The organism is Clostridium sp., assembly GCF_032576335.1.
Classification (GTDB): domain Bacteria; phylum Bacillota; class Clostridia; order Oscillospirales; family Acutalibacteraceae; genus Faecalispora.
In genome coordinates, this window is sequence record NZ_JAWFXC010000004.1 from 127,398 (window position 1) to 148,671 (window position 21,274).

General features: G+C 44.9%; 15 protein-coding genes and 1 tRNA gene. 12 read left to right on the top strand and 4 right to left on the bottom strand.

Features of this window, described 5'->3' with window-relative positions; translation table 11 throughout:
- Nucleotides 1-311: 311 nt before the first annotated feature.
- Both kduI and E7L17_RS05865 read left to right on the top strand, forming a co-directional pair.
- On the top strand, nucleotides 312-1,154 hold the full coding sequence (gene kduI / locus E7L17_RS05860) for a 5-dehydro-4-deoxy-D-glucuronate isomerase (protein ID WP_316322324.1): 843 nt from the start codon (nucleotides 312-314) through the stop codon (nucleotides 1,152-1,154).
- Nucleotides 1,155-1,169: 15 nt separating this feature from the next.
- Entirely contained in the window at nucleotides 1,170-1,958 is a 789-nt protein-coding gene (locus tag E7L17_RS05865; RefSeq protein WP_316322325.1) for a gluconate 5-dehydrogenase, read from the top strand.
- 283 nt (nucleotides 1,959-2,241) lie between these two features.
- Here the strand turns inward: E7L17_RS05865 and E7L17_RS05870 are convergent.
- Nucleotides 2,242-2,327 (bottom strand) — tRNA-Ser (locus E7L17_RS05870).
- Nucleotides 2,328-2,669: 342 nt separating this feature from the next.
- On the opposite strand from E7L17_RS05870, the gene asnS reads away from it, so the two are divergent.
- Together asnS and E7L17_RS05880 are read left to right on the top strand one after the other, a co-directional pair.
- Complete coding sequence (gene asnS / locus E7L17_RS05875) at nucleotides 2,670-4,064, top strand: asparagine--tRNA ligase (protein WP_316322326.1); 1,395 nt, start codon at nucleotides 2,670-2,672, stop codon at nucleotides 4,062-4,064.
- A 264-nt stretch (nucleotides 4,065-4,328) separates the two neighbouring features.
- Nucleotides 4,329-5,603: an aminotransferase class I/II-fold pyridoxal phosphate-dependent enzyme gene (locus E7L17_RS05880; RefSeq protein ID WP_316322327.1), complete on the top strand. Its 1,275-nt coding sequence runs from the start codon at nucleotides 4,329-4,331 to the stop codon at nucleotides 5,601-5,603.
- Nucleotides 5,604-5,803: 200 nt separating this feature from the next.
- Here the strand turns inward: E7L17_RS05880 and E7L17_RS05885 are convergent, their stop codons facing one another.
- The gene (locus E7L17_RS05885) at nucleotides 5,804-6,160 is read right to left on the bottom strand and encodes a hypothetical protein (protein WP_316322328.1); all 357 of its coding nucleotides are present in this window, start codon (nucleotides 6,158-6,160) and stop codon (nucleotides 5,804-5,806) included.
- Nucleotides 6,161-6,411: 251 nt separating this feature from the next.
- Between E7L17_RS05885 and secD the strand changes: the two genes are divergently transcribed.
- From secD to E7L17_RS05900, 3 genes are all read left to right on the top strand, one after another.
- Nucleotides 6,412-7,821, top strand: a complete 1,410-nt coding sequence (secD, locus tag E7L17_RS05890) for a protein translocase subunit SecD (RefSeq protein ID WP_316322329.1) — start codon at nucleotides 6,412-6,414, stop codon at nucleotides 7,819-7,821.
- Nucleotides 7,818-8,780, top strand: a complete 963-nt coding sequence (gene secF, locus E7L17_RS05895) for a protein translocase subunit SecF (protein WP_316322330.1) — start codon at nucleotides 7,818-7,820, stop codon at nucleotides 8,778-8,780. Before secD ends, secF begins: the two co-directional genes overlap by 4 nt.
- Nucleotides 8,781-9,032: 252 nt before the next feature.
- Entirely contained in the window at nucleotides 9,033-9,950 is a 918-nt protein-coding gene (locus tag E7L17_RS05900) for a TraX family protein (protein ID WP_316322331.1), read from the top strand.
- Between the two features lie 168 nt (nucleotides 9,951-10,118).
- On the opposite strand, the gene E7L17_RS05905 is transcribed toward E7L17_RS05900, so the two are convergent.
- Together E7L17_RS05905 and E7L17_RS05910 are read right to left on the bottom strand one after the other, a co-directional pair.
- Nucleotides 10,119-11,363, bottom strand: coding sequence for a Bcr/CflA family efflux MFS transporter (locus E7L17_RS05905; RefSeq protein WP_316322332.1), 1,245 nt, complete (start codon nucleotides 11,361-11,363; stop codon nucleotides 10,119-10,121).
- Nucleotides 11,364-11,743: 380 nt separating this feature from the next.
- Nucleotides 11,744-12,931, bottom strand: coding sequence for a glycosyltransferase (locus E7L17_RS05910; protein ID WP_316322333.1), 1,188 nt, complete (start codon nucleotides 12,929-12,931; stop codon nucleotides 11,744-11,746).
- A 540-nt stretch (nucleotides 12,932-13,471) separates the two neighbouring features.
- Here E7L17_RS05910 and hprK point away from each other — a divergent pair.
- The 5 genes from hprK to E7L17_RS05935 all read left to right on the top strand — a co-directional run bounded on the left by hprK (nucleotide 13,472) and on the right by E7L17_RS05935 (nucleotide 21,177).
- Complete coding sequence (gene hprK / locus E7L17_RS05915; RefSeq protein ID WP_316322334.1) at nucleotides 13,472-14,461, top strand: HPr(Ser) kinase/phosphatase; 990 nt, start codon at nucleotides 13,472-13,474, stop codon at nucleotides 14,459-14,461.
- A 163-nt stretch (nucleotides 14,462-14,624) separates the two neighbouring features.
- The gene (gene murB / locus E7L17_RS05920) at nucleotides 14,625-15,533 is read left to right on the top strand and encodes a UDP-N-acetylmuramate dehydrogenase (protein WP_316322335.1); all 909 of its coding nucleotides are present in this window, start codon (nucleotides 14,625-14,627) and stop codon (nucleotides 15,531-15,533) included.
- A gap of 54 nt (nucleotides 15,534-15,587) precedes the next feature.
- Nucleotides 15,588-16,445 (top strand): RNase adapter RapZ, encoded by an 858-nt coding sequence (rapZ, locus tag E7L17_RS05925; protein WP_316322336.1) that lies wholly within the window; start codon nucleotides 15,588-15,590, stop codon nucleotides 16,443-16,445.
- A gap of 10 nt (nucleotides 16,446-16,455) precedes the next feature.
- Nucleotides 16,456-17,361, top strand: a complete 906-nt coding sequence (gene whiA, locus E7L17_RS05930; RefSeq protein ID WP_316322337.1) for a DNA-binding protein WhiA — start codon at nucleotides 16,456-16,458, stop codon at nucleotides 17,359-17,361.
- Nucleotides 17,362-17,667: 306 nt separating this feature from the next.
- Nucleotides 17,668-21,177 carry a DNA polymerase III subunit alpha gene (locus tag E7L17_RS05935; protein WP_316322338.1) on the top strand — a complete coding sequence of 1,170 codons (3,510 nt, stop codon included), beginning with the start codon at nucleotides 17,668-17,670 and terminating at the stop codon, nucleotides 21,175-21,177.
- Nucleotides 21,178-21,274: the final 97 nt, after the last annotated feature.

Genomic DNA, 21,274 nt, shown 5'->3' on the forward strand with positions numbered 1-21,274 from the left:
TAAGCTATTAAAATGAACCAATGAAATCGTTTTTCTTTCTATGAGCACTTATTATTATATGTAAAGAGAGATGAGAGAAATAGAACCAATTTAATAAATTATTTCTGAAATTTTAGTGTTATTTACAAGACATAGCCATTTATTTAGCAATTTGCACTCTTGACAGAATTCTGAAGGGTGGTATATGATGGTCGCAAGAGAGTATTTCCTTTAACTTGTATTCAAGTATACAAGAATATGTCGATTTTTCTTAGATTTCAAGGCAAAAACTGTTTTTAACACGGAATTACCCGGAAGAAAGGGAGCTTGATGTGGATATTCGTTACTCAGCGAACCAAAGGGATGTCAAAAGGTACACGACAGACGAGCTGCGGGCAGAGTTCTTAATTGAAAATCTGTATGTACCGGATGAAGTAGTGGCAGTGTACAGTCATGTGGATCGTATGGTCACCCTAGGGTGCATGCCCGTAAAGGAAACGCTCCCCCTCCATAAGGGGATAGACGTTTGGTCCAGCTTCGGTACCGATTACTTTCTGGAGAGAAGAGAAATCGGTATATTTAACATTGGCGGTGCCGGGGTAATCGAAGCGGACGGCAAACGTTTTGAGATGGGCTGTAAAGACTGCCTGTATATTACTATGGGAACGCGCAACGTTACCTTCTCTAGCAAAGAAGAAGCAAACCCTGCAAAGTTTTACATGGTGAGCGCACCGGCTCACTGTGCGTATCAAACCACATTTATCGGGATTGCTGACGCCGCGAAAAAAACGCTAGGCAGTATGGAAAGTGCAAACAAGCGCGTGATTAACCAGTTTATTCACCCAGATGTTCTAAAAACCTGCCAACTCTCGATGGGGCTAACGGTGCTGGAACCCGGCAGTGTGTGGAACACCATGCCGCCACATACCCACGAGCGCCGTATGGAGGTTTACACGTATATTGATATTCCAGAGAATCAGGCGTTATTTCATTTTATGGGTACCCCCAACGAAACAAGGCATCTGGTTGTTTTAAACGAGCAGGCAGTAATTAGCCCAAGCTGGAGCATTCACTCCGGCTGCGGAACCTCAAACTATTCCTTTATTTGGGCGATGGGCGGGGAAAATCAGGCTTTTGACGATATGGATATGGTGGACATCGCTAAGCTAAAATAGAAGGAGGAGTCTTAAATGGAGCTGCAAGCAATGTTTTCTTTAAAAGGAAAAGTTGCGCTTGTTACCGGCGGCTGTTATGGAATCGGCTTTGCAATTGCAAGCGGATTAGCAGCAGCAGGAGCTAAAATTGCATTCAATGGAGTTCACGAGGACTCCGTAGCCAGGGCAAGAGAAGAGTACGCTAAGGCGGGTATTGATGCAGTCGGCTATGTGTCGGATGTAACGGACGAGGAACAAATGAAAAAGATGGTCGCCGATATTGAGAAGAAGGTAGGCGCCATTGATATTCTAGTGAATAACGCTGGTATCATTAAACGAATTCCCATGTGCGAAATGGAAGTAAGTGAGTTTCGGCAAGTGATCGATGTGGATTTAACCGCACCCTTTATTGTTGCCAAAACGGTAATACCGAGCATGATCAGAAATGGTGGAGGTAAAATTATCAACATTTGCTCGATGATGAGTGAATTGGGCAGAGAAACCGTTTCGGCATATGCAGCTGCTAAAGGCGGACTAAAGATGCTGACAAAAAATATTGCCTCCGAGTATGGAGAGTACAATATTCAGTGCAATGGCATTGGCCCCGGCTACATCGCCACGCCGCAAACTGCTCCGCTACGCCAGGATGGTCACCCATTCAATTCTTTTATAATCTCAAAAACACCGGCAGCCCGTTGGGGGGAGGCGTCCGATTTAATTGGGCCAGCTGTGTTCCTCGCTTCCTCTGCTTCCGATTTTGTAAATGGACATATTCTATATGTGGATGGCGGTATTCTTGCGTATATTGGGAAACAGCCGAAGTAACTCTTGCTGAGTGTTTACTTAAGCTTATGTGTTATATTTTTTTCATATCCTCCATAATAAAAGAGAGGCTTTCGAACAATTCGAAAGCCTCTCTTTTGTGTAAATTAAAAAACTAGAAGTTATAAACTGATTAAAAAATCCGTTAAGTATAAAATAATTTATGTATTTTTTAGAAGATACTGTGGTGAATCTAACTTTTGCTGAAATTTACCGGAGTCCGAATAGTAAAAAATCCAAAAGTATGATTCCGTTAGAAAAAGAATCTCACTTTTGGATTTTGCAATGGCGGAGAGGATGCGACTCGAACGCACAATGCCTTGCGGCACACCACATTTCCAATGTGGCTCCTTACCATTAGAATACCTCTCCGTATGGTACCGAATCTGCCCAGTTGGGCTGACGACTATGTTATTATAGCGAACCTTTTTACAAAAATCAAGTCTATTTTTCAATATCGTGTAAAATTTTTTTATTTGTTCCTGTTTGTGAGCAGGAATGATATAATATCTCTATATTCGAATTTCTAGTTAATACAATATCCTACTTATAAATGATCGGGATTTCTCTTAAGCAATTTTAATAAAGAGAGTAAGGCAAGTATACTGTTCCCCAGAATACAAATCTTATGATTGAAATGTTATTCTGTAAATAGAAAATGAAAGCGGTTGACCGCAGGTGCTAATATTGAAGGATGAACGGAGGAGATTTGAGATGGAACGAATTGAAATAACAAAAATTCTAGCGGACCCTCAAAACTACGCTGAGAAAAAGATAACCGTGTGCGGCTGGGTAAGAAGCATTCGAGATTCCAGGGCGCTGGGGTTTATCGATTTAAACGATGGCAGCAGCTTTGCAGGGCTGCAAGTTGTGTTTGAAGCGCAAAATGTTGAAAATTTTGCGGAGATTGCCAAACAAAACGTAGGAGCCGCACTTTGCGTAATCGGTACACTGGTTCTTACTCCGCAGGCAAAGCAACCATGCGAACTGCATGCCGTTGAGATAATCGTTGAGGCAACGTCCTCTCCTGAATACCCGCTGCAGAAGAAGCGCCATTCCGTAGAGTTTTTGCGTACCATCGCTCATTTACGCCCTCGCACGAATTTATTCAGCGCCGTTTTTCGTGTTCGTTCTGCCGCCGCCTTTGCAATTCACCGCTTTTTTCAGGAGCGTGGCTTTGTGTATGCCAATACGCCGCTCATTACAGCCAGTGACTGCGAGGGCGCAGGAGAGATGTTCCATGTAACCACGCTAGACCCTGTGAATCCACCTTTATGTGAGGATGGTACGGTGGATTACAGCAAGGATTTCTTTCAGCGGCACACGTCACTCACCGTATCCGGCCAGTTGGAAGGCGAATGTATGGCGTTAGCGTTTGGTAAAATCTATACCTTTGGCCCAACCTTCCGCGCGGAAAAATCATATACGGCACGTCATGCAGCAGAATTTTGGATGGTAGAGCCGGAAATTGCGTTTGCCGAGATGTCCGATGATATGCGCTTAGCAGAAGATATGCTGCGCTATGTGATTCGTTCTGTTCTCGACTCCTGCCCGGAGGAGCTTGATTTCTTTAACCGTTTTGTGGATACCGGCTTATTGGAGCGCTTGCACCATGTGGCAGATTCAGAGTTTGCACATGTAACCTATACACAGGCAGTGGAGCTTCTGGAGCGTGAGAACAGCCGCTTTGAATACCCGGTTTCATGGGGCTGCGATTTGCAGACCGAACACGAACGCTATTTAACAGAGCAGGTGTTCGGTAAACCACTATTTGTTACCGATTACCCCAAAGAGATTAAAGCGTTTTATATGCGCCTGAACGACGATGAAAAGACCGTAGCTGCGATGGATCTTCTCGTGCCGGGAATTGGTGAAATTATTGGCGGCAGCCAAAGGGAGGAGCGCCTCGACCTTCTCACAAGCCGCATGCAAGAATCTGGCCTTTCGGAAGAAGAGTACTGGTGGTATCTTGATTTACGCCGTTATGGCGGAGCAAAGCATGCCGGTTTTGGCCTTGGTTTTGAGCGTTTGGTCATGTACTTAACCGGCGTTTCGAATATTAGAGACGTTCTGCCATTCCCGCGCACAACCGGTTCCGCAGATTTTTAAAAACAAAGCAAGAAAAGAGAATGCCCTTTCTGCCATAGGCAGAAAGGGCATTTCTTTTTTATTGGAAGAAAACGAAATTGAAAGTGTGAATATTAAGAAGAAAAGCCACAAAAAAAGCAATATGCTATATTTTTTAGTCAAAAACCTGATAATTATCACAAAAATGCAGGAACGATAAATTTAACTTGCGTTTTTGTTCTGAATATATTAGAATAAGAATGCTTTCATTATCATTTATGCAGGTTTGGAAAAGGAGATGCTCAAATGGAATACGGTTTATTGTCCAGACAGGAACTGGAACAGGAAAAGCAAGAGGTTCAACAGCAATATGATGCTTTTAAGGCACAAGGCCTGAAGCTGAATATGGCGAGAGGAAAGCCCTCTCCTGAGCAGCTGGATCTTTCTATGGATATGCTCAATATGCTCACTTCAGATTCCAATATGATTGCTTCCACTGGAGACGATCTTCGCAATTATGGCATGCCAGAGGGCTTGCCTGAGCTGCGCGCAATTTTGGCTCAAATGATGCAGGTTAAGCCGGAAAATGTTATCATTGGCGGCAACTCCAGCCTGAATATGATGTTTGATTTTATTTCTTGTGGAATGACACACGGCTTTTCTGGCTGCAAGCCGTGGAGCAAGCAAGAAACCATTAAGTTTTTGTGCCCCTCTCCCGGGTACGACCGCCACTTTGCCGTCACCGAATATTTTGGTTTCGAACTGATTTTGGTGCCGATGAAAGATGGCAGCCCTGATATGGATGTAGTGGAACGGCTTGTGGCTGACGATGCTACCATTAAGGGCATGTGGTGTGTGCCGAAATATTCCAACCCGCTTGGTACCACTTATTCGGATGATGTGGTTCGCCGCATTGCCGCTTTAAAACCCGCCGCACCAGATTTTCGCGTCATGTGGGATAATGCGTATTGCGTGCACCACCTGACCGATACACCAGATGAACTGCTCGACCTGTACGCTGAGTGCGAGAAAACAGGTAACACAGAACTGCCGGTATTCTTCTGTTCCACTTCTAAAATTACATTCCCCGGCGCAGGTATTGCTGCAATGGCGGCAGGAGAAAAAACATATCAGGATTTCAGAAAACATCTTTCATTCCAGACCATTGGCCCCGATAAGCTCAACCAAATGCGTCACCTGCTGTATCTGCGTGACATGAATGGTATTTTGGATAAGATGAAGCACCATAGAAGCATTATTGCACCGAAGTTCGAGGTTGTGCTCAATACGTTGAGCAGTGAATTGGGAGATAAGAACATTGCCTCCTGGACGAACCCGAACGGTGGTTATTTTGTAAGTGTAGATGTGATGGAGGGCTGTGCAAAGCGCGTAGTTCAGCTTTGCAAGGAGGCCGGCGTGGTTCTCACCGGTGCCGGTGCTGCGTTCCCGTATGGGAAAGACCCGAAGGATACAAACATTCGTGTAGCGCCTACCTATCCGTCTCTGGAAGAAATGAAAAAAGCGATAGCTGTTTTCTGTGTCAGCACAAAATTAGCTGCCTTAGAAAAGCTGCTCGCTTAATAAATTCCATCGAATTATCGAAAAGACCACAGCCAAAGAGCTGTGGTCTTTTTTACCGTTTTTATCATCTTTGTTTTATAAAAAGGCTTAGGGAGCAATCTTTTGTATGGGAGTACGCAAAAAGAGATTCCACACAATGGCAATATAATGTTAAATAGGAAGTGTTTTAGTAGGGAACCGTTCGGTAGAAGCGAAGAGGTTTATTCTTCGCATTCGTTATTCGAATCTTCCTCCGTTTGAGCTGAAATAAGTTGAAGCGTATGGAGCCAGTTGTCCAATCGTGTGAGTGTTGTTTTTTCGCCATTGCGGTATAGTTCTAATTTTGCACCCATTTGCAAAAGTTGTTCCAGTAGTTCGCGAAAAATTGTTTTTCGGTCGATTCCATTGAGGTCTTCCAATACATCATAGTACTGTAAGTCGAATTCAACGGCAAATGAGCGGTTCTCGATTTTTTCTTTCAGGTCTTTTATGGAAAGAGAACGGTCAAATTTTCGGATAAGTGAAATATAAGAAACAATTTGAGAATCCGGCAGTATTTTGCATTGTATTAAATCCATTGGTAAATCACACCCTTTTCTATGTTTTATACTATAATGATAGCAAGTTTTTAGAGAATAGGAGATTTTAGCGAGAGCTATATGCAGATTGTAGCATTTATGCGAAAATAATGCCAGTAAATGGCGTGAATCGGCGCTTTTCCATTGACTTTTAACTGGTATAATCTTATAATAAAGTTTGTTATAAACGCGGCTGCGGTTCCATTTGGAACGCAGCCGCGGAAACATTAAAGCTATTGGAGGATATTTGCATGAAGCGAATAGGAAAACCGGTGTTTTTCATCGTCGCCCTCCTTATCCTGCTTTTTACCTACACCGCCATTTTTGGGGTATATGCGCAAAACGGGGATAATCGCACTACATATGTTAAAGGTGCGGGCGATATTCGATGGGGCATCGACATCCGTGGAGGGGTAGAGGCAACCTTTACACCTGATACCGGAAAGGGAGCGACGAAAGAGCAGCTTGATGCGGCGAAATCAACCATTGAACTGCGTTTGGTCAACAACCACATTACGGATTATGAAATCTACACAGATGATCATAACGACCGTATCATTGTTCGCTTCCCGTGGAAGAGCGGTGAACAGAGCTTTGACCCGGAGGCTGCCATTCAGGAGCTGAGCGCCACTGCGCTGCTTACGTTCCGTGAAGGTGCAGAGTACACAACCACAGAAACCGACTCCGACGGTCAGCCAATCTACAAAACCCCCAAGGGTACCACAAAGGAAAAGATTATTCTGCAGGGTGACGATGTAGTTTCGGCTCAGCCGCAGGTATATCAAGACCCTAATTCCGGAAAAACCCAGTACTTAGTTGCATTGGAATTCAGTAAAGAGGGTTCTACTAAATTTGCGGAAGCAACCGAGCGTTTGGTCGGACAACCCATCTCTGTTTGGATGGACGAAACAATGATTTCTTTCCCCAACGTGAAAGAAGCCATTACAGACGGCAAATGTACCATTGAAGGCAATTTTACAGCGGCGGAGGCTTCCTCCTTGGCTGCGAAAATCAGTGCTGGTGCGTTGCCATTTAAACTAATCACTACAAACTTCCAGACCATCAGCCCGTCACTCGGCAGCACCTCGCTGGATGCAATGCGCTGGGCCGGTATTATCGCGTTTGCGATGGTGTGTGTATTTATGTTGGTGGTGTTCCGCTTGCCCGGTATTATTGCGATTATTGCACTGATGGGCCAAGTTGCTGTTTCGTTTGCAGCCGTTTCCGGCTACTTCCCCTTCCTTAATAGCTTTACGATGACTCTGCCCGGCATCGCCGGTATCATCCTATCCATTGGTATGGGTGTGGATGCAAATATCATCACGGCTACCAGAATCAAAGAAGAGCTTTGGGCCGGCAAAACGCTGGACGGAGCCATTCAAAAGGGTAACGCCAATAGCTTCTGGGCCATTTTCGACGGTAACATTACCGTTATTATTGTTGCGGTCATACTGATGCTGGTTTTTGGACCTACCAACCTGTTCTCGGCTTTGTTTGGTTCCTCCACTACCGGTGCCATCTATTCATTCGGTTACACGCTGCTGATTGGTACGATTGGCAACTTTATCATGGGCGTAACTGCAACCCGTTTGATGACCAAATCTATTTCTGGGTTCCGATTCGCTCGCAGCAAGTGGCTGTATGGAGGTGCAGATAAATGAAAACTTTTCAGATTCGTTTTTATGAGAACCGCAAAATTTACTTTGCGATTTCACTGCTCCTAATAGGCGCCGGCCTTATTTTCAACATTATCTTTGGCACCCAGCTCGATATTCAGTTTACCGGTGGTGCGCTGATTAAATATTCTTATACTGGTGAGATTAATCAGGAAAAAGTACAGGATATTGTTCAGGCTACTACCAATAAGCCGGTTACAGCAAGTATAAATAAAGATGTGAAATCTGCGAGTGATGGTAAATCGCTCAACAATGTGTCCATATCTTTTTCTGGAACAGAATCCTTAACATTACAGCAGCAACAAGCAGTAGCTGCTGCTTTGGCAAAGGAATATCCGAACGCTAAATTTGCTGTTGTGGAGTCCAGTTCCATTAACCCAGTAATGGGCCGCGATTTCTTCTTTAAATGTCTGTTGTCCGTATTCGTTGCTGCGTTACTGCTTATTGTTTACATTGCGTTCCGCTTCCGTAAAATTGGCGGCGCTTCTGCAGGTACAATGGCGATTATTGCGCTGATGCACGACGTGGCAATGGTGTATTTTACCTTTGTTATTTTCCGCATGCCAATCAACGATAACTTTATTGCGGTTGTTCTCACCATCCTCGGTTATTCTCTGAATGATACGATTATTATTTATGACCGTATTCGTGAAAACCGTAAGCTGATGGGCCCGAAAACCGATTACAGCGTGTTGGTAGATACCAGCATCAACCAGACCCTGACCCGTTCGCTGTATACCGCAGGCTGCACCTTTGTTGCAATTGCAGTGGTGTACGCGGTTAGCGTAATGTACAATCTGGATTCCGTGCAGACCTTTGCTCTGCCGATGATGGTTGGTATTCTTACCGGTTGCTATTCTTCCGTTTGTGTTGCAGGCCCGCTGTACGTTATGTGGCAGAAGCACAAGCAGCAGAAGAAACAAAAAGCAGCTGCTGCCAACTGAGCTCCGTTTTTAAAAGCAAAACATTCGATAACAAAAGCCACCCCAAGTGCAATAACACTTGGGGTGGCTTTATTAATTCAAAAATATTAAGAAAATATTATTTTAAAAAATCTGTAATTCCATAATATAAGGACGATAGATTATAGGAAGGGTTTTATAAACAGATATATTTTATATTTAACTAGGTTGGAAAAGTAAAGTATTACTTGCATTTATATTTTTATAATTTATTCGATAATAAGGAGAAAGAGAATGTCTACCACAGCACTGAAAGTTTTTGCACTTATCATTATGGTGATTGACCACATTGGTCAGTTTCTTCCCAACATGCCAATTTGGCTGCATTGGGTTGGGCGAATCTCCTTTCCAATTTTTATTTTCTGCTCTGCACATGGGTTTTCTCATACAAGCAGCCAGAAAAAATACATATTGCGGCTTTATTTTGCCAGTGTAATTATGGGGATTACCAATATTGTGATCTTCTATTTAACCAGACTGATTCCCCATTTTTCAAACCCTGCAGGAACAATTGACAACAATATATTTCGCCCCTTGTTTTGTTTAAGCATTCTCTATTATTTAATGGATTGCTTTTTTCGGAAAGATGGAAGCTTCAAAAAACAGCTGCGCCTTTATGCCATGTGGCAGGGTGGAGCTTATTTGCTCCTAATTTTTCTGCCAATGGTCCTTCCCATTACGACACCTATTACCATGGTAATAGAGTTTATGCCCACACTTCTTGGCAGCATCTTTTATTTGGAGGGCGGCTGGGTGTATTTGCTGTTGGGCATGATCCTCTATTGGGCAAAGGACGATAAAAAACGGTTGGCTCGTGCCTATACAATCTTTTGCGTCGTGTTCTTCTTGTTGCTTGTTACCCAATTTGTACCGCATTGCCTTGCTCAGCTGATTAAATATAGAGCATTTCATCTTCCCAATTTGCATTCCTTTTTATATGATTTTAGCATAGCTCACGCAGGAATTACACCGGGCTATAATCCAGACCCGACTGCCATTCTCTTTAGAGAATATCAATGGATGATGCTTGGAGCGCTTCCGTTCTTACTCCTGTATAATGGGGAAAAGGGGAGGGGATGGAAATATTTTTTCTACCTTTTCTATCCCTTACACATCTATGTGCTGTTTTATATTGGAGGAATTCTTGGTTGAGCAGGGCATGATAAAACATGAAGTACAACCGCCATCTGCACTGGTTGCAGATGGCGGTTACTATGTAGAACGACCACAACTATTCCGGTAGAGCTATTGAGATGCAATTATGCTTAGAGCATATTCATATGTTGGTTTTGATTTTTGCTTAGAGCAAAACATGCAGGGTTACTCCTTTAACCCCACAATAGTAACCTTGCTTCTCAGCAGAATTATCCAAACAGCTACAGCGATGAATGATGAGAATACCATGATAAGACCGAGTCCATGAATCATATTGCTCCATGGCAGGGAACTGAGCGCCATTCCCAGACTTCCCAGAATAGTATGAACCGCATTGATTAGGGAAGAAGCAGAGCCAATGTTTTCATTCTGCTGATCCAACAGAATATTAGTGCTGAACGGACGAATGGTGCTTTCCACTAAAGTAAACGGCAGAAAAGAGAGTAGGAACGCCAGCGGAGAAAGGTTCCCCAAACCCAGTACGCAAAGTCCGCTGATGATTGCCACGCCGAAGCAGCACCAGGAAAAGGTACGCGCGGAGAGCTTGCCAATGGTACGAATATAAATAAATGGTCCTAAAATCGCCAAAGCAGAATTAACAGCGAAAAAATAACTGTACATTTGAGCATTTAACGAAAAATAATTTTGATAAATATAGGACGATACGGTTACATAAGCCATATATGGGCCAGCCAGTATGGCAGCAATAAATAAAAACGTGCTGAACCCAATGTTTTTTCCAACGACAAGAAGGCTTACTAAAGCCCCTCCTAGACTACCTTTATAGCGGGATGCTTTTACTAAAGTTTCCTGAAACAAAAGTGTAGCTATCAGAGTCGCAATTCCAATTAGAGCCAAAACCCAAAAAGTCTCCCTCCACTCCGCTACGCGAAGAATTGCAGCGCCTGCAATTGGCGCTACCATAGGAGCCATGACCCCCATTACCTGAACGGCGGCAAGAACCTTGCTTTTCAGCTTTCCAGAAAAGCAGTCCTTTACTAAGGCTGTTGATATGGCTACTACGCCCCCGGCACCAAGCGCCTGGAAAATCCGGAAGAGAATCAGCTGGTCAATTGAGGTGGACAAAGCACATGCCGCGCTTCCCGTAGTATACAAAAGAAGGCACAAAATAAGGATTGGTCTTCGGCCATATTTATCGCTTAAGGGACCAAATAAAATGATACCGACTGCAAAGAAAAAATAGAAAGCAATTAAGGTTAAATTAACCTTTGCAGCAGTGGTGTCAAAATAATCTGCCATTGCAGGCATAGCAGGCAGATATAAATCGATTGACAGTGGGATGAACATTCCCATTAAGGAAATAAATAAGATGAGGCCCTTAGCGCCCAAATATTTTTGCGGCATTAACAATATGGTGTCTTGCTTTACTTGCGTTTTGACGGTTTTCATCGGAACGTCTCCTGACATAGATTGTTTTGAGAGGAACGTTATTCTTTTTGGGATTTTTACTTATAAAACAAAAAAGGACAAGCAATCAGCAGTAATCTGCCAATAACTTATCCAGCACAGAAAGCGCGCCCTCCGTTACTTGCCTATGGTAACGGAAAATTATGCTTCTGTCAATATATCCAAACTCAGATTTTTAGATTGTAACAGCAAAAGTATGCAAAGAGCAGGCCGATATGGTTCGGTAAGTTGTTGCTATGGGCAGACACTTCAGCTGCCTGTTATTTACGGGTATTTTTCTTACCACATAGTTTTAGCAGAAGTACTTAAATACGGAAATAGTGAGGTCTGTTTCGGCTATTTCCGTATAATAACATTCCAAATCATTCCAGTTTTTCTGCTGTTTTATAGTGGTGCTTTTGCGTTAGGGCATAGTAATTTAAAAAGCTTTTCGTCTGTTCTTCTAAAGTAAGGCCGCTCATGGTACGGGCAACCAGCTTTTTCATGGCTGCTTCTTTTTCCGGGGAAATAGATACAAAATTCTGCAAAATTTTCTCAAGGTTGGTTTCCGCATCATATGCAAAACCATTTACGCCCTCCACCAAAACCTCGGCGCATGCGCTATTTTTGGGTAACATAACTGGCAAGCCGCTTACAATGGCTTCAAGAGGAGCCGCTTTCATCGCGTCCGATTCCGATGCACTGAAAAACACACTGCAAACCTGGTAGCAAAGCGGTATTTGCTCACGCTCAATCTCACCGGCAAAGGTAACATGCGAAGAAATTCCAAGCAGATTCGCTTTGTTTTTCATCTCATCAAATTCAGGCCCTGTTCCAACAATTGCTAAGTGCAGCTTGGTAAGGCTTTTGCAAACCGATGCCCAGCGTTCCAGCAAGGTGTCTACGCCATTGTCTTTCCCAATAGTGCCAACAAACAGAACTCCTATTTTTCCCGTAATACCAAGTCGGCGGCATATGGCTGCCTTATTGGTATCTTCCGTTGCCTTTTTACGAAGAATCTCCGTATCGATGCAAAGAGGAGAAACGGTCAATTGGCGGTGCTTACACAAAGGTCGTATTTTATGCAGGATTTTCTGCGAGGGGCTAGTTACCAAATCTGAAAAAGCGAGCGCTTTGCGGTAAGTGCTTTCGCATAGCCGCTTACCTATCATACGCCGAATTCCTTTGCCATAAAACCCTTCGCTAATATCGTGTGTGCTTTGCACAGTAGTGATGAGCGGCAAGTCATGCGAAAGTGCATATTTCAAACCGAGGTTCCCTACGGAACAGAAGGTAAACAAGTGTATAATATCTGGGTCAAAATCATCAATAAAGTCTTTTAGGCGATTTAGCTTTGTCCGCTGGCCGGTTTGTCCATAAATTGTGTCGGCAGGTTTAGCGGGGCCAAATAGAGTATGCTGTTCTAAATAGCATTCTTCCGATTCTACATCTGTACTTACTACCAGTACCTCTTGCCCCATACGAATCAGCGAGCGGGCAAGCAGTAAAACCTGCGTTTCAACCGCACAAGTTTGTGGCAGATATGTTTCAGTAAAAATAGCGATTTTCATAATTCCTCCCGTTTCCGGTTAGCTGTGCCTCTTCTGCATTTCAGTTGGCAGGCTAACCCGCAAATCATCCAGAATCTTTTCGTCTTATCGCAGTCCAACGGCAGAATGGCAACAATAAAGTACCATACCGCAGGAAAATTCTTTGTCTTTTTTGGGCAACTGAACTTGTCCAATGCCAATATTATAGTATAGCAAAATCGATTTGTCTTGCGGATTTTGAATTTTATTCCTTACTTTTTATTTTTAAGATTTTACTCTGCGTTTGTCCCTATAAAATCTAGGGGTAAAAGGCATGGTTAGCAACGGTACTTTTAACGGGAGTCCTTGCAGGCAAACATTAGAATATAAGGGGTTATAAGAGTAGATGATTTCGTGTTCTGTCATTGAATTTTACCCTTTTTTAAGCTATAATAACAGTAATCGTTAAACAGGCAAATAAATACCCTGTTTTTAGATTACAGCAGGATTCCCGGCGTTTGAGATGCAGTTACCTAAAATACATTTCTTAATCAAACGGCGGAAAATATAGGAGTGATAATAATGAGCGGCCACGAGAACTATAATACGCAGCCAACCTATACAGTTCCGCTTGCAAAGGTAATTAAGGAACTTTCTCTAACCCCTGTATATATGCCGGTTGACCCAGAAAAATTATTGATTTCTTCCCGTGAGGTAAATCGCCCGGGATTAGAGCTCAATGGCTTTCTAGATTATTTTGATTCGCACCGTATTCTGATAATGGGCAATACAGAAACGGCTTTTTTAAGCAGCTTTACACCAGAGGAACGGCAGGTTTCGTTAAATAAACTGCTCTCAAAAAAATCCCCTGCAGTGATTGTGGCCCGCAGCATTGAGCCTATGCCAGAGCTATTGGAAGCGGCTCAGATTTATGGCGTCTCGGTTTTTAGCTCTTCCGAGCCAACCAGCGACTTAATGGCCGCACTGGTTTCGTATGTAAACGTAGAGCTTGCGCCACGCATTACGCGCCACGGCGTGCTGGTTGAGGTATATGGTGAAGGAATCTTTTTGGTTGGCGACAGCGGCGTTGGCAAAAGCGAAACGGCGATTGAGTTAATTAAGCGTGGCCACCGGCTAATTGCAGACGATGCTGTGGAAATTCGCCGTGTTTCCGCCAAATCCTTGGTGGGTACTTCACCTGAAAATATCCGTCATTTTATCGAGCTTCGTGGCATAGGCATTATCAATGCCCGCCGCATTTTTGGTATGGGTGCCGTTAAGGTAACCGAAAAAATAGATATTGTAATTAGTCTGGAACAATGGGACAGCTCTAAAAATTACGACCGTATGGGTCTTGAAAACGACTATACAGAGATTTTGGGAATTCGTGTTCCCATTCTAACCATTCCGGTAAAACCGGGGCGGAACCTTGCGGTAATTATTGAAGTAGCTGCCATGAATAACCGGCAGAAGAAGATGGGTTATAATGCTGCACAGGAGTTGCTCAGCAGCCTTGGCCTGGATTCAACACTGATGGAGCCAACGGAAAAAAAGCTAAACTTTGATTTGTAAAAAAGTTAACAAGGTCGCAATTTTCCCTTGTGAGCAGGGATTATCTCATTGGGGCTTTGGCTTTTCCAGTGACATATAACACCATGAATGGCGCAAGGTTGGCATAAAACCGGAGCAGATGCCTCCGGTTTTTCCTGCGGGCAAAAAAATAGAGGAGGCATCTATGGAGCGGATTGAACAATTAGGGGCTGCGGCAGAGCAGCTCGGCTGCGAATATTCTTACAATGAGCCGATGAGCCGGCATACCACGTTCCGTATTGGCGGCCCGGCAGATTTATACGTTTCTGCGGGCAGCCGCACCTGTTTGCAGCAAATGGTGAAGCGAGCCAATGAGCTGGAAGTACCCTATATGGTAATGGGCAATGGCTCTAATATGTTGGTAAGCGATGCGGGAATCCGCGGAATGGTGATAGCGTTAACGGGGGAATTTACTGAAATTACCCATATAGATCAGAAAATCCGCTGTGGTGCGGGCGCGCCGCTTTCGGCACTGTGTACCTTTGCCGTGAATCATTCACTAACTGGCGCAGAGTTTTTATGGGGCATCCCCGGTACCGCAGGTGGCGCGGCATTTATGAATGCAGGGGCCTACGGCGGTGAGATGAAAGATATTTTATTTTCTTGTGAGCATATGACACAGGACGGTGAGTTTGGCACCCTTACTGGTGGTGAGCTGGAGCTTTCTTACCGGCACAGTGCGTACAGCAAAAATCATGCTGCTATCTTATTCCTTCATTTGCAGCTCAATGAAGGAAACCCGGAAGAGATAAGGGCAAAAATGAACGACCTAATTGGCAGAAGGCGTTCGAAGCAGCCACTTGAAATGCCGAGCGCAGGTAGTGTGTTCAAGCGCCCGCCAGATCATTTTGCAGGTACCTTGATTGAACAATGCGGCCTGAAAGGGCAATGTGTGGGTGGCGCAGCGGTGAGCGGTAAGCATGCCGGATTTATCGTAAACCAAGGTGGTGCAACCTGTGAGGATGTTCTTCGCCTGATTTCGGTCATTCAGGCAACGGTTTTAAAACAAACCGGAGTTGAACTGGAATGTGAAGTACGCAAGATTGGGCAATGATTAAAGGCACTGCTCATTAAAATTTTGATGTGTGAGAATGAGGGGGAATTTTAAATGGAATTTATTATTGTAACCGGACTTTCCGGTGCAGGAAAGTCCAGAGCAGTGAACGCACTGGAGGACATTGGATTTTACTGCGTGGATAATATTCCACCAAAGCTGATTCCCACTTTTTATGATTTGTGCAGTCAGGCAAAGGAAGGGTTTCAACGTGTGGCCGCCGTTACGGATATTCGTGGAGGCACGTTGTTTGAAAGCCTTTCCGAGACACTTTCTCTCTTGCGTGACGAGGGGAAAAAATATAAAATCCTTTTCTTAGATGCAGGGGATTCCGTTTTAATCAACCGCTTTAAAGAGACGAGACGCAAGCATCCACTGGCGGAAGAATATCTTGGCTCGTTAGAGCTAGCTGTGCAGATGGAGCGCAAAATATTAAAAACGGTTCGCGAGTGTTCCGATTATATTATTGACACCTCTTATCTTTCTCCGGCGCAGTTAAAAGAGCGTATCTCCAGCCTGTTTTTGGGCGATGCCTCAGCGGCACTCATGATTCACTGTGTCTCCTTTGGCTTTAAATATGGTCTTCCGCCAGAGGCAGACCTTGTGTTTGATGTGCGCTGCTTGCCAAATCCCTTTTATGTGGAGGAGCTAAAACGCCAGACCGGCCTAGATGAACCAGTTCGCGAATACGTTATGAAGTGGGATCAAACCAAAGGCTTTATTACCCGTTTTCTGGATATGATAGATTATATGCTGCCCCTATATTGCGATGAGGGCAAAAGTCAATTGGTGATAGCAATAGGTTGTACAGGTGGCCGTCACCGTTCCGTGGCGCTCGCGCAGCTTTTGTATAACCATCTTCTTGAGCATGGCAAACGTGCCAGCGTAAACCATAGAGATATTCATAAATAGGGAGAGAACTATGTCCTTCTCGTATGATGCGAAATTAGAAATGTGTAAGCTGGAGCCAGAACAATCCTGCTGTGAAAAAGCGGAATGCTATGGCCTTTTGCTTTGCGCCAAAAGCTTTTCGTTACAAGCTGTTTCGCTTGTAACGGAACATTCGTTGGTTGCACGCCGTGCCGCACAGCTTACAGCACAAACTACCGGTGCAATTGTAGATGTACGAACAGCAGTTTCTTTTCACCGCAGCAGCTATACACTGCTTGTGCAGGAGGAAAGTCAGCGCAGCCAGGTGCTTGCAGCTTTTGGTCATAGCGGTAAAGAAATAAGCCTAAGGGTGAATTTAGCAAACCTTGAAAATGACTGCTGTAAGGCAGCATTTTTGCGCGGTGTGTTTTTATCCTGTGGTACGGTAACAGACCCCAATAAAGATTACCATTTGGAACTGATTCTTCCTTACATGAATCTGGCAAAGGATATTATGTCCCTCTTACGGGAGGGGATGGATTTTCACCCGGCGCTTGTAAATCGAAAAGGTGCGTTTGTGGTGTATATAAAAGGCGGTGACCGTATTGCAGACCTGCTCACCTATATGGGAGCGGGAGGAGCTGCCATGGAGCTAATGCAGGTTCGCATGCTTAAAGAGGTTCGTAACAATGTAAACCGTAAGACGAATTTTGAAACCGCAAATATTGATAAAACAGTGGGGGCTTCTGTAAGACAAGTAGAAGCAATTGAGAAGATACGAGATACAGTTGGGTTAGAGGTATTACCGGAGGAGCTTCGGGAAACCGCTGAGCTTCGGTTAGAGAATCCAGAGCTTTCCCTGCGAGAGCTGGGGCAGCTTTTCCAAACACCAGTGAGCCGTTCGGGGGTAAATCATCGGCTGCGCCGATTAATTGAAGAGGCTGAAAACCTGAAATGATTTTCGACGGTCAAGGCGTTACGCTTTGGCCGTCGGATTGTATGTGGCTTTGGGTATGAGGGCTTGGGTTTTTCGTTCCCCAAACGGATTCCAAAGGCGATGCCTTTGGTGAGCCTTTCCTCCTTTTCTTCTCATCAAGAAAAGGAACCCAAGTCGGCTTGAGGGGCGAAGGAAAGAAAGAAGAATTTTTTGCGGCACTAGCCGCTTTAAAATTGCTTTTCAATCACTGATAATATAAGATACTTCCAATTAAAATAAACCAGCAAAATAAAACAGATAATGAAGCAAAGGAAGGAGGACAAGCGTATGGGTTTTGTACATTTGCATCTTCATACGGAGTACAGTCTGCTCGATGGTGCATGCCGTATCGCCCCCCTAATGGAGGCAGTGAAGGAGCAGGGGCAAACAGCGGTAGCCATAACAGACCACGGCGTAATGTACGGTGCAGTGGACTTTTATAGAGCGGCCAATCAAAATGGACTTCATCCTATAATTGGGTGCGAGGTATATGTAGCTCGCCGCACTCGTTTTGATAAAATTCATGGTTTGGATAATGATTCGTACCACCTAGTATTGCTTTGTGAGAATAATATAGGCTACCAGAATTTAATACAGATAGTGTCGCAGTCTTGGACGGAAGGGTTTTATAGCAAGCCTCGAGTCGATTTGGAGCTGCTTGAAGCGCATAGCGAGGGGCTTATTGCGCTATCAGCCTGTTTGGCAGGGCAGATTCCCCGCCAGATAACGAATGATGATTATGCCGCCGCACGGGAAACGGCTCTGCGTTACCAAGATATTTTCGGCAAAGGGAACTTTTATTTAGAAATGCAGGATCACGGGATTCGTGAGCAGAAAATTGTGAATGATGGTATTCTGCGGCTCTCAAAAGAAACGGGGATTCCCCTTGTTGCAACGAACGACTGCCACTACATCCGCCAGCAGGATAGCCGAATGCACCTCATTCTTTTGTGTATTCAAACCAACCATACCATTCAAGACCCAGATAAAATGGAGTTTGCAACCGACCAATTCTACCTGAAAAGTGAAGAGGAAATGCGGGCCTTATTTCCACAAGAGGCATGTGATAATACGGTCGTTATCGCAGAGCGCTGCAAGGTAGAGTTTGAGTTTGGCAACACGAAGCTGCCGGCATTCCAAACTCCAAATGGGGAAGATAACGCTGCTTTCTTCCGCAGTCTATGCTTTGAGGGCTTGCATCGTTTGTATGGGGAAAAGCCTGATCCATCTATTATTGAACGGCTCGAATACGAGCTGCGCGTAATTGAAAGCATGGGGTATGTCAATTATTTTCTTATCGTATATGACTTTATTCGGTATGCAAAATCTGTCGGAATTCCGGTTGGGCCGGGGAGAGGCTCCGGTGCTGGCAGCCTTGCCGCATACTGTGTGGGGATTACGGGGATTGACCCTATCCGCTATCAGCTGTTGTTCGAGCGCTTTTTGAATCCCGAGCGTGTCAGTATGCCCGATTTTGATATTGATTTTAGCGATGAACGCCGCGGTGAAATGATTGACTATGTGGTACACAAATATGGTGCCGACCATGTGGCGCAAATCGTCACGTTTGGTACAATGGCTGCCCGCGGCTCGCTGCGAGATGTAGGCCGCGCCATGGCAATCCCCTATAACGTAGTGGATTCGGTAGCAAAACAGGTGCCAATGGGCTTAAATGTTACATTAGAGAAAGCACTTGCCGCATCCTCGGAGCTGCGCTCGCGCTACGAATCTGACCCGCAGATTCACGAGCTGGTTGAGATGGCACGCAAGGTAGAGGGGATGCCCCGCAATGCCTCTACGCATGCGGCGGGAGTTGTAATTACCGACCATCCCGTAAGCGAATATGTTCCGCTTGCAAAGAATGGGGAAGCTGTTGTCACCCAGTACACCATGACTACCTTGGAAGAGCTGGGTCTTTTAAAGATGGATTTTCTGGGTCTACGCAATCTCTCTGTGCTCAATGATGCACAAGAGGCGATTCAGCGGGTGGATCCTTCATTCTCTATTTCAAAGATACCGTTTGACGACGCAAAGGTGTTCGAAATGCTTTCCGCAGGCTCAACGGATGGTGTGTTTCAGTTTGAATCGGGTGGTATGCGTAGCATGATTATGCAGCTTCGCCCAGAAACGATAGAAGATTTGATTGCCGTTATTTCTCTATACCGCCCTGGGCCAATGGATTCCATCCCGAAGTACATTGAGAATCGGCATCATCCCGAAAAAGTCACCTACCGTCATCCTTTGCTAGTTGATATCTTGAAAGTTACCTATGGCTGCATTGTGTACCAGGAGCAGGTCATGCAGATTTTCCGCTCGCTGGCGGGGTATTCCTTTGGCCGTGCAGATATTGTTCGCCGCGCCATGTCGAAGAAGAAAGCTTCCGTGATGGAGAAAGAGCGCTCCATCTTCCTATATGGTCTTGTGGCGGAGGACGGCACGGTAGAAGTGGACGGCTGCATTCGCCGCGGAGTCGACGAAGCAACCGCCAAAGCGATTTTCGGGGAAATGGAAAGCTTTGCTTCCTATGCATTTAACAAATCGCATGCGGCGGCATATGCTACCATCTCTTACCAAACGGCGTGGCTGAAGTGCCATTACCCGCGCGAATATATGGCGGCTTTGCTTACCAGTGTGCTGGATAATACGAATAAAATCGCCATCTATATCGCCGAGTGTTCGCGTATGGGAATTCGTGTTTTGCCTCCCAATATCAACCAAAGTCGCCGTGGCTTTACCGTTTCAGGGCGAGACATTCGTTTTGGCCTGCTAGCAGTAAAAAATTTGGGTGACGGTTTCCTGCGCAGTCTGATTCAGGAACGGGACACAAACGGGAGTTTTGAATCCTTCTACCAATTCTGCAAGCGCATGTATGGTAAGGATTTAAACCGCCGTGCGCTTGAAAGCTTAGTCAAGTGCGGAGCTCTGGATTCCTTGGATTATAACCGCAACCAAATGCTCTCGAATATACAATCCGTGCTCGATACACTCGATTCTGACAAACGCAGAAACGTGGATGGACAGATTGGTTTTTTTGACACACCACAGCTTCAGGCAGAAGAACCCACGTTTTCGATTGACCCATTGCCAGATTTTTCGGATGCAGATAAGCTGGTTATGGAAAAAGAAGTAACCGGCATGTATCTTTCCGGCCACCCAATGGGAAAATACTTGCAAATGTATGAGCAGATTGGTGCAACGCCCACAGGTGAGTTACTGGAGGATGCGCAGGAGCAAACCGGCAGGCACCCGGATGGAGAAATGATTGCACTGCTTGGCGTCATTTCCTCCGTTAAGCTGAAGGTAACGAAAAACGGAAGCCGAATGGCGTTCGTAATGCTTGAAGATATGTACGGTTCATTAGAAATTTTGGTTTTCCCCAATGTGTTGGAGCGGTACGGGGAGCTAGTAGCGGAAGGCAATGTTGTGGTGGCGAAAGGGCGGTTGAGCCTGACGGAAGAAAAAGATGCAAAGCTGGTATGCGACTCGCTTTCCCTGCCGCCGCAGGAGGGGGGCAAAATGACGCAGACTGGTGCGCAGGAGCAAATATCTCCTGCGGCAAAACGGCAATCCAAACGGCCGGGGCTGTATTTAAAGCTGCCATCTCAAGACTCTTTCTGTCACCGAAAGGCGATGCAATACATTGCTGTGTTTGACGGTGCAACTCCGTTATATCTCTATTTTGAAGACACGAAAAAGCTGATGCAGGCACCTATGCAATACCGTGTTAGTGTAAATGACATTTTACTGGGGGCACTCGGTGAGCTGCTCGGCGAGGAAAATGTGGCACTGGTAAAATGATGCAACATTTATCCATATTGTCGCTACTTTCCTCCATACAATCGCCCGCTTTGTGATGGTATAATATTGATACAAAGTTCTTTTATAGCAAAAGCAA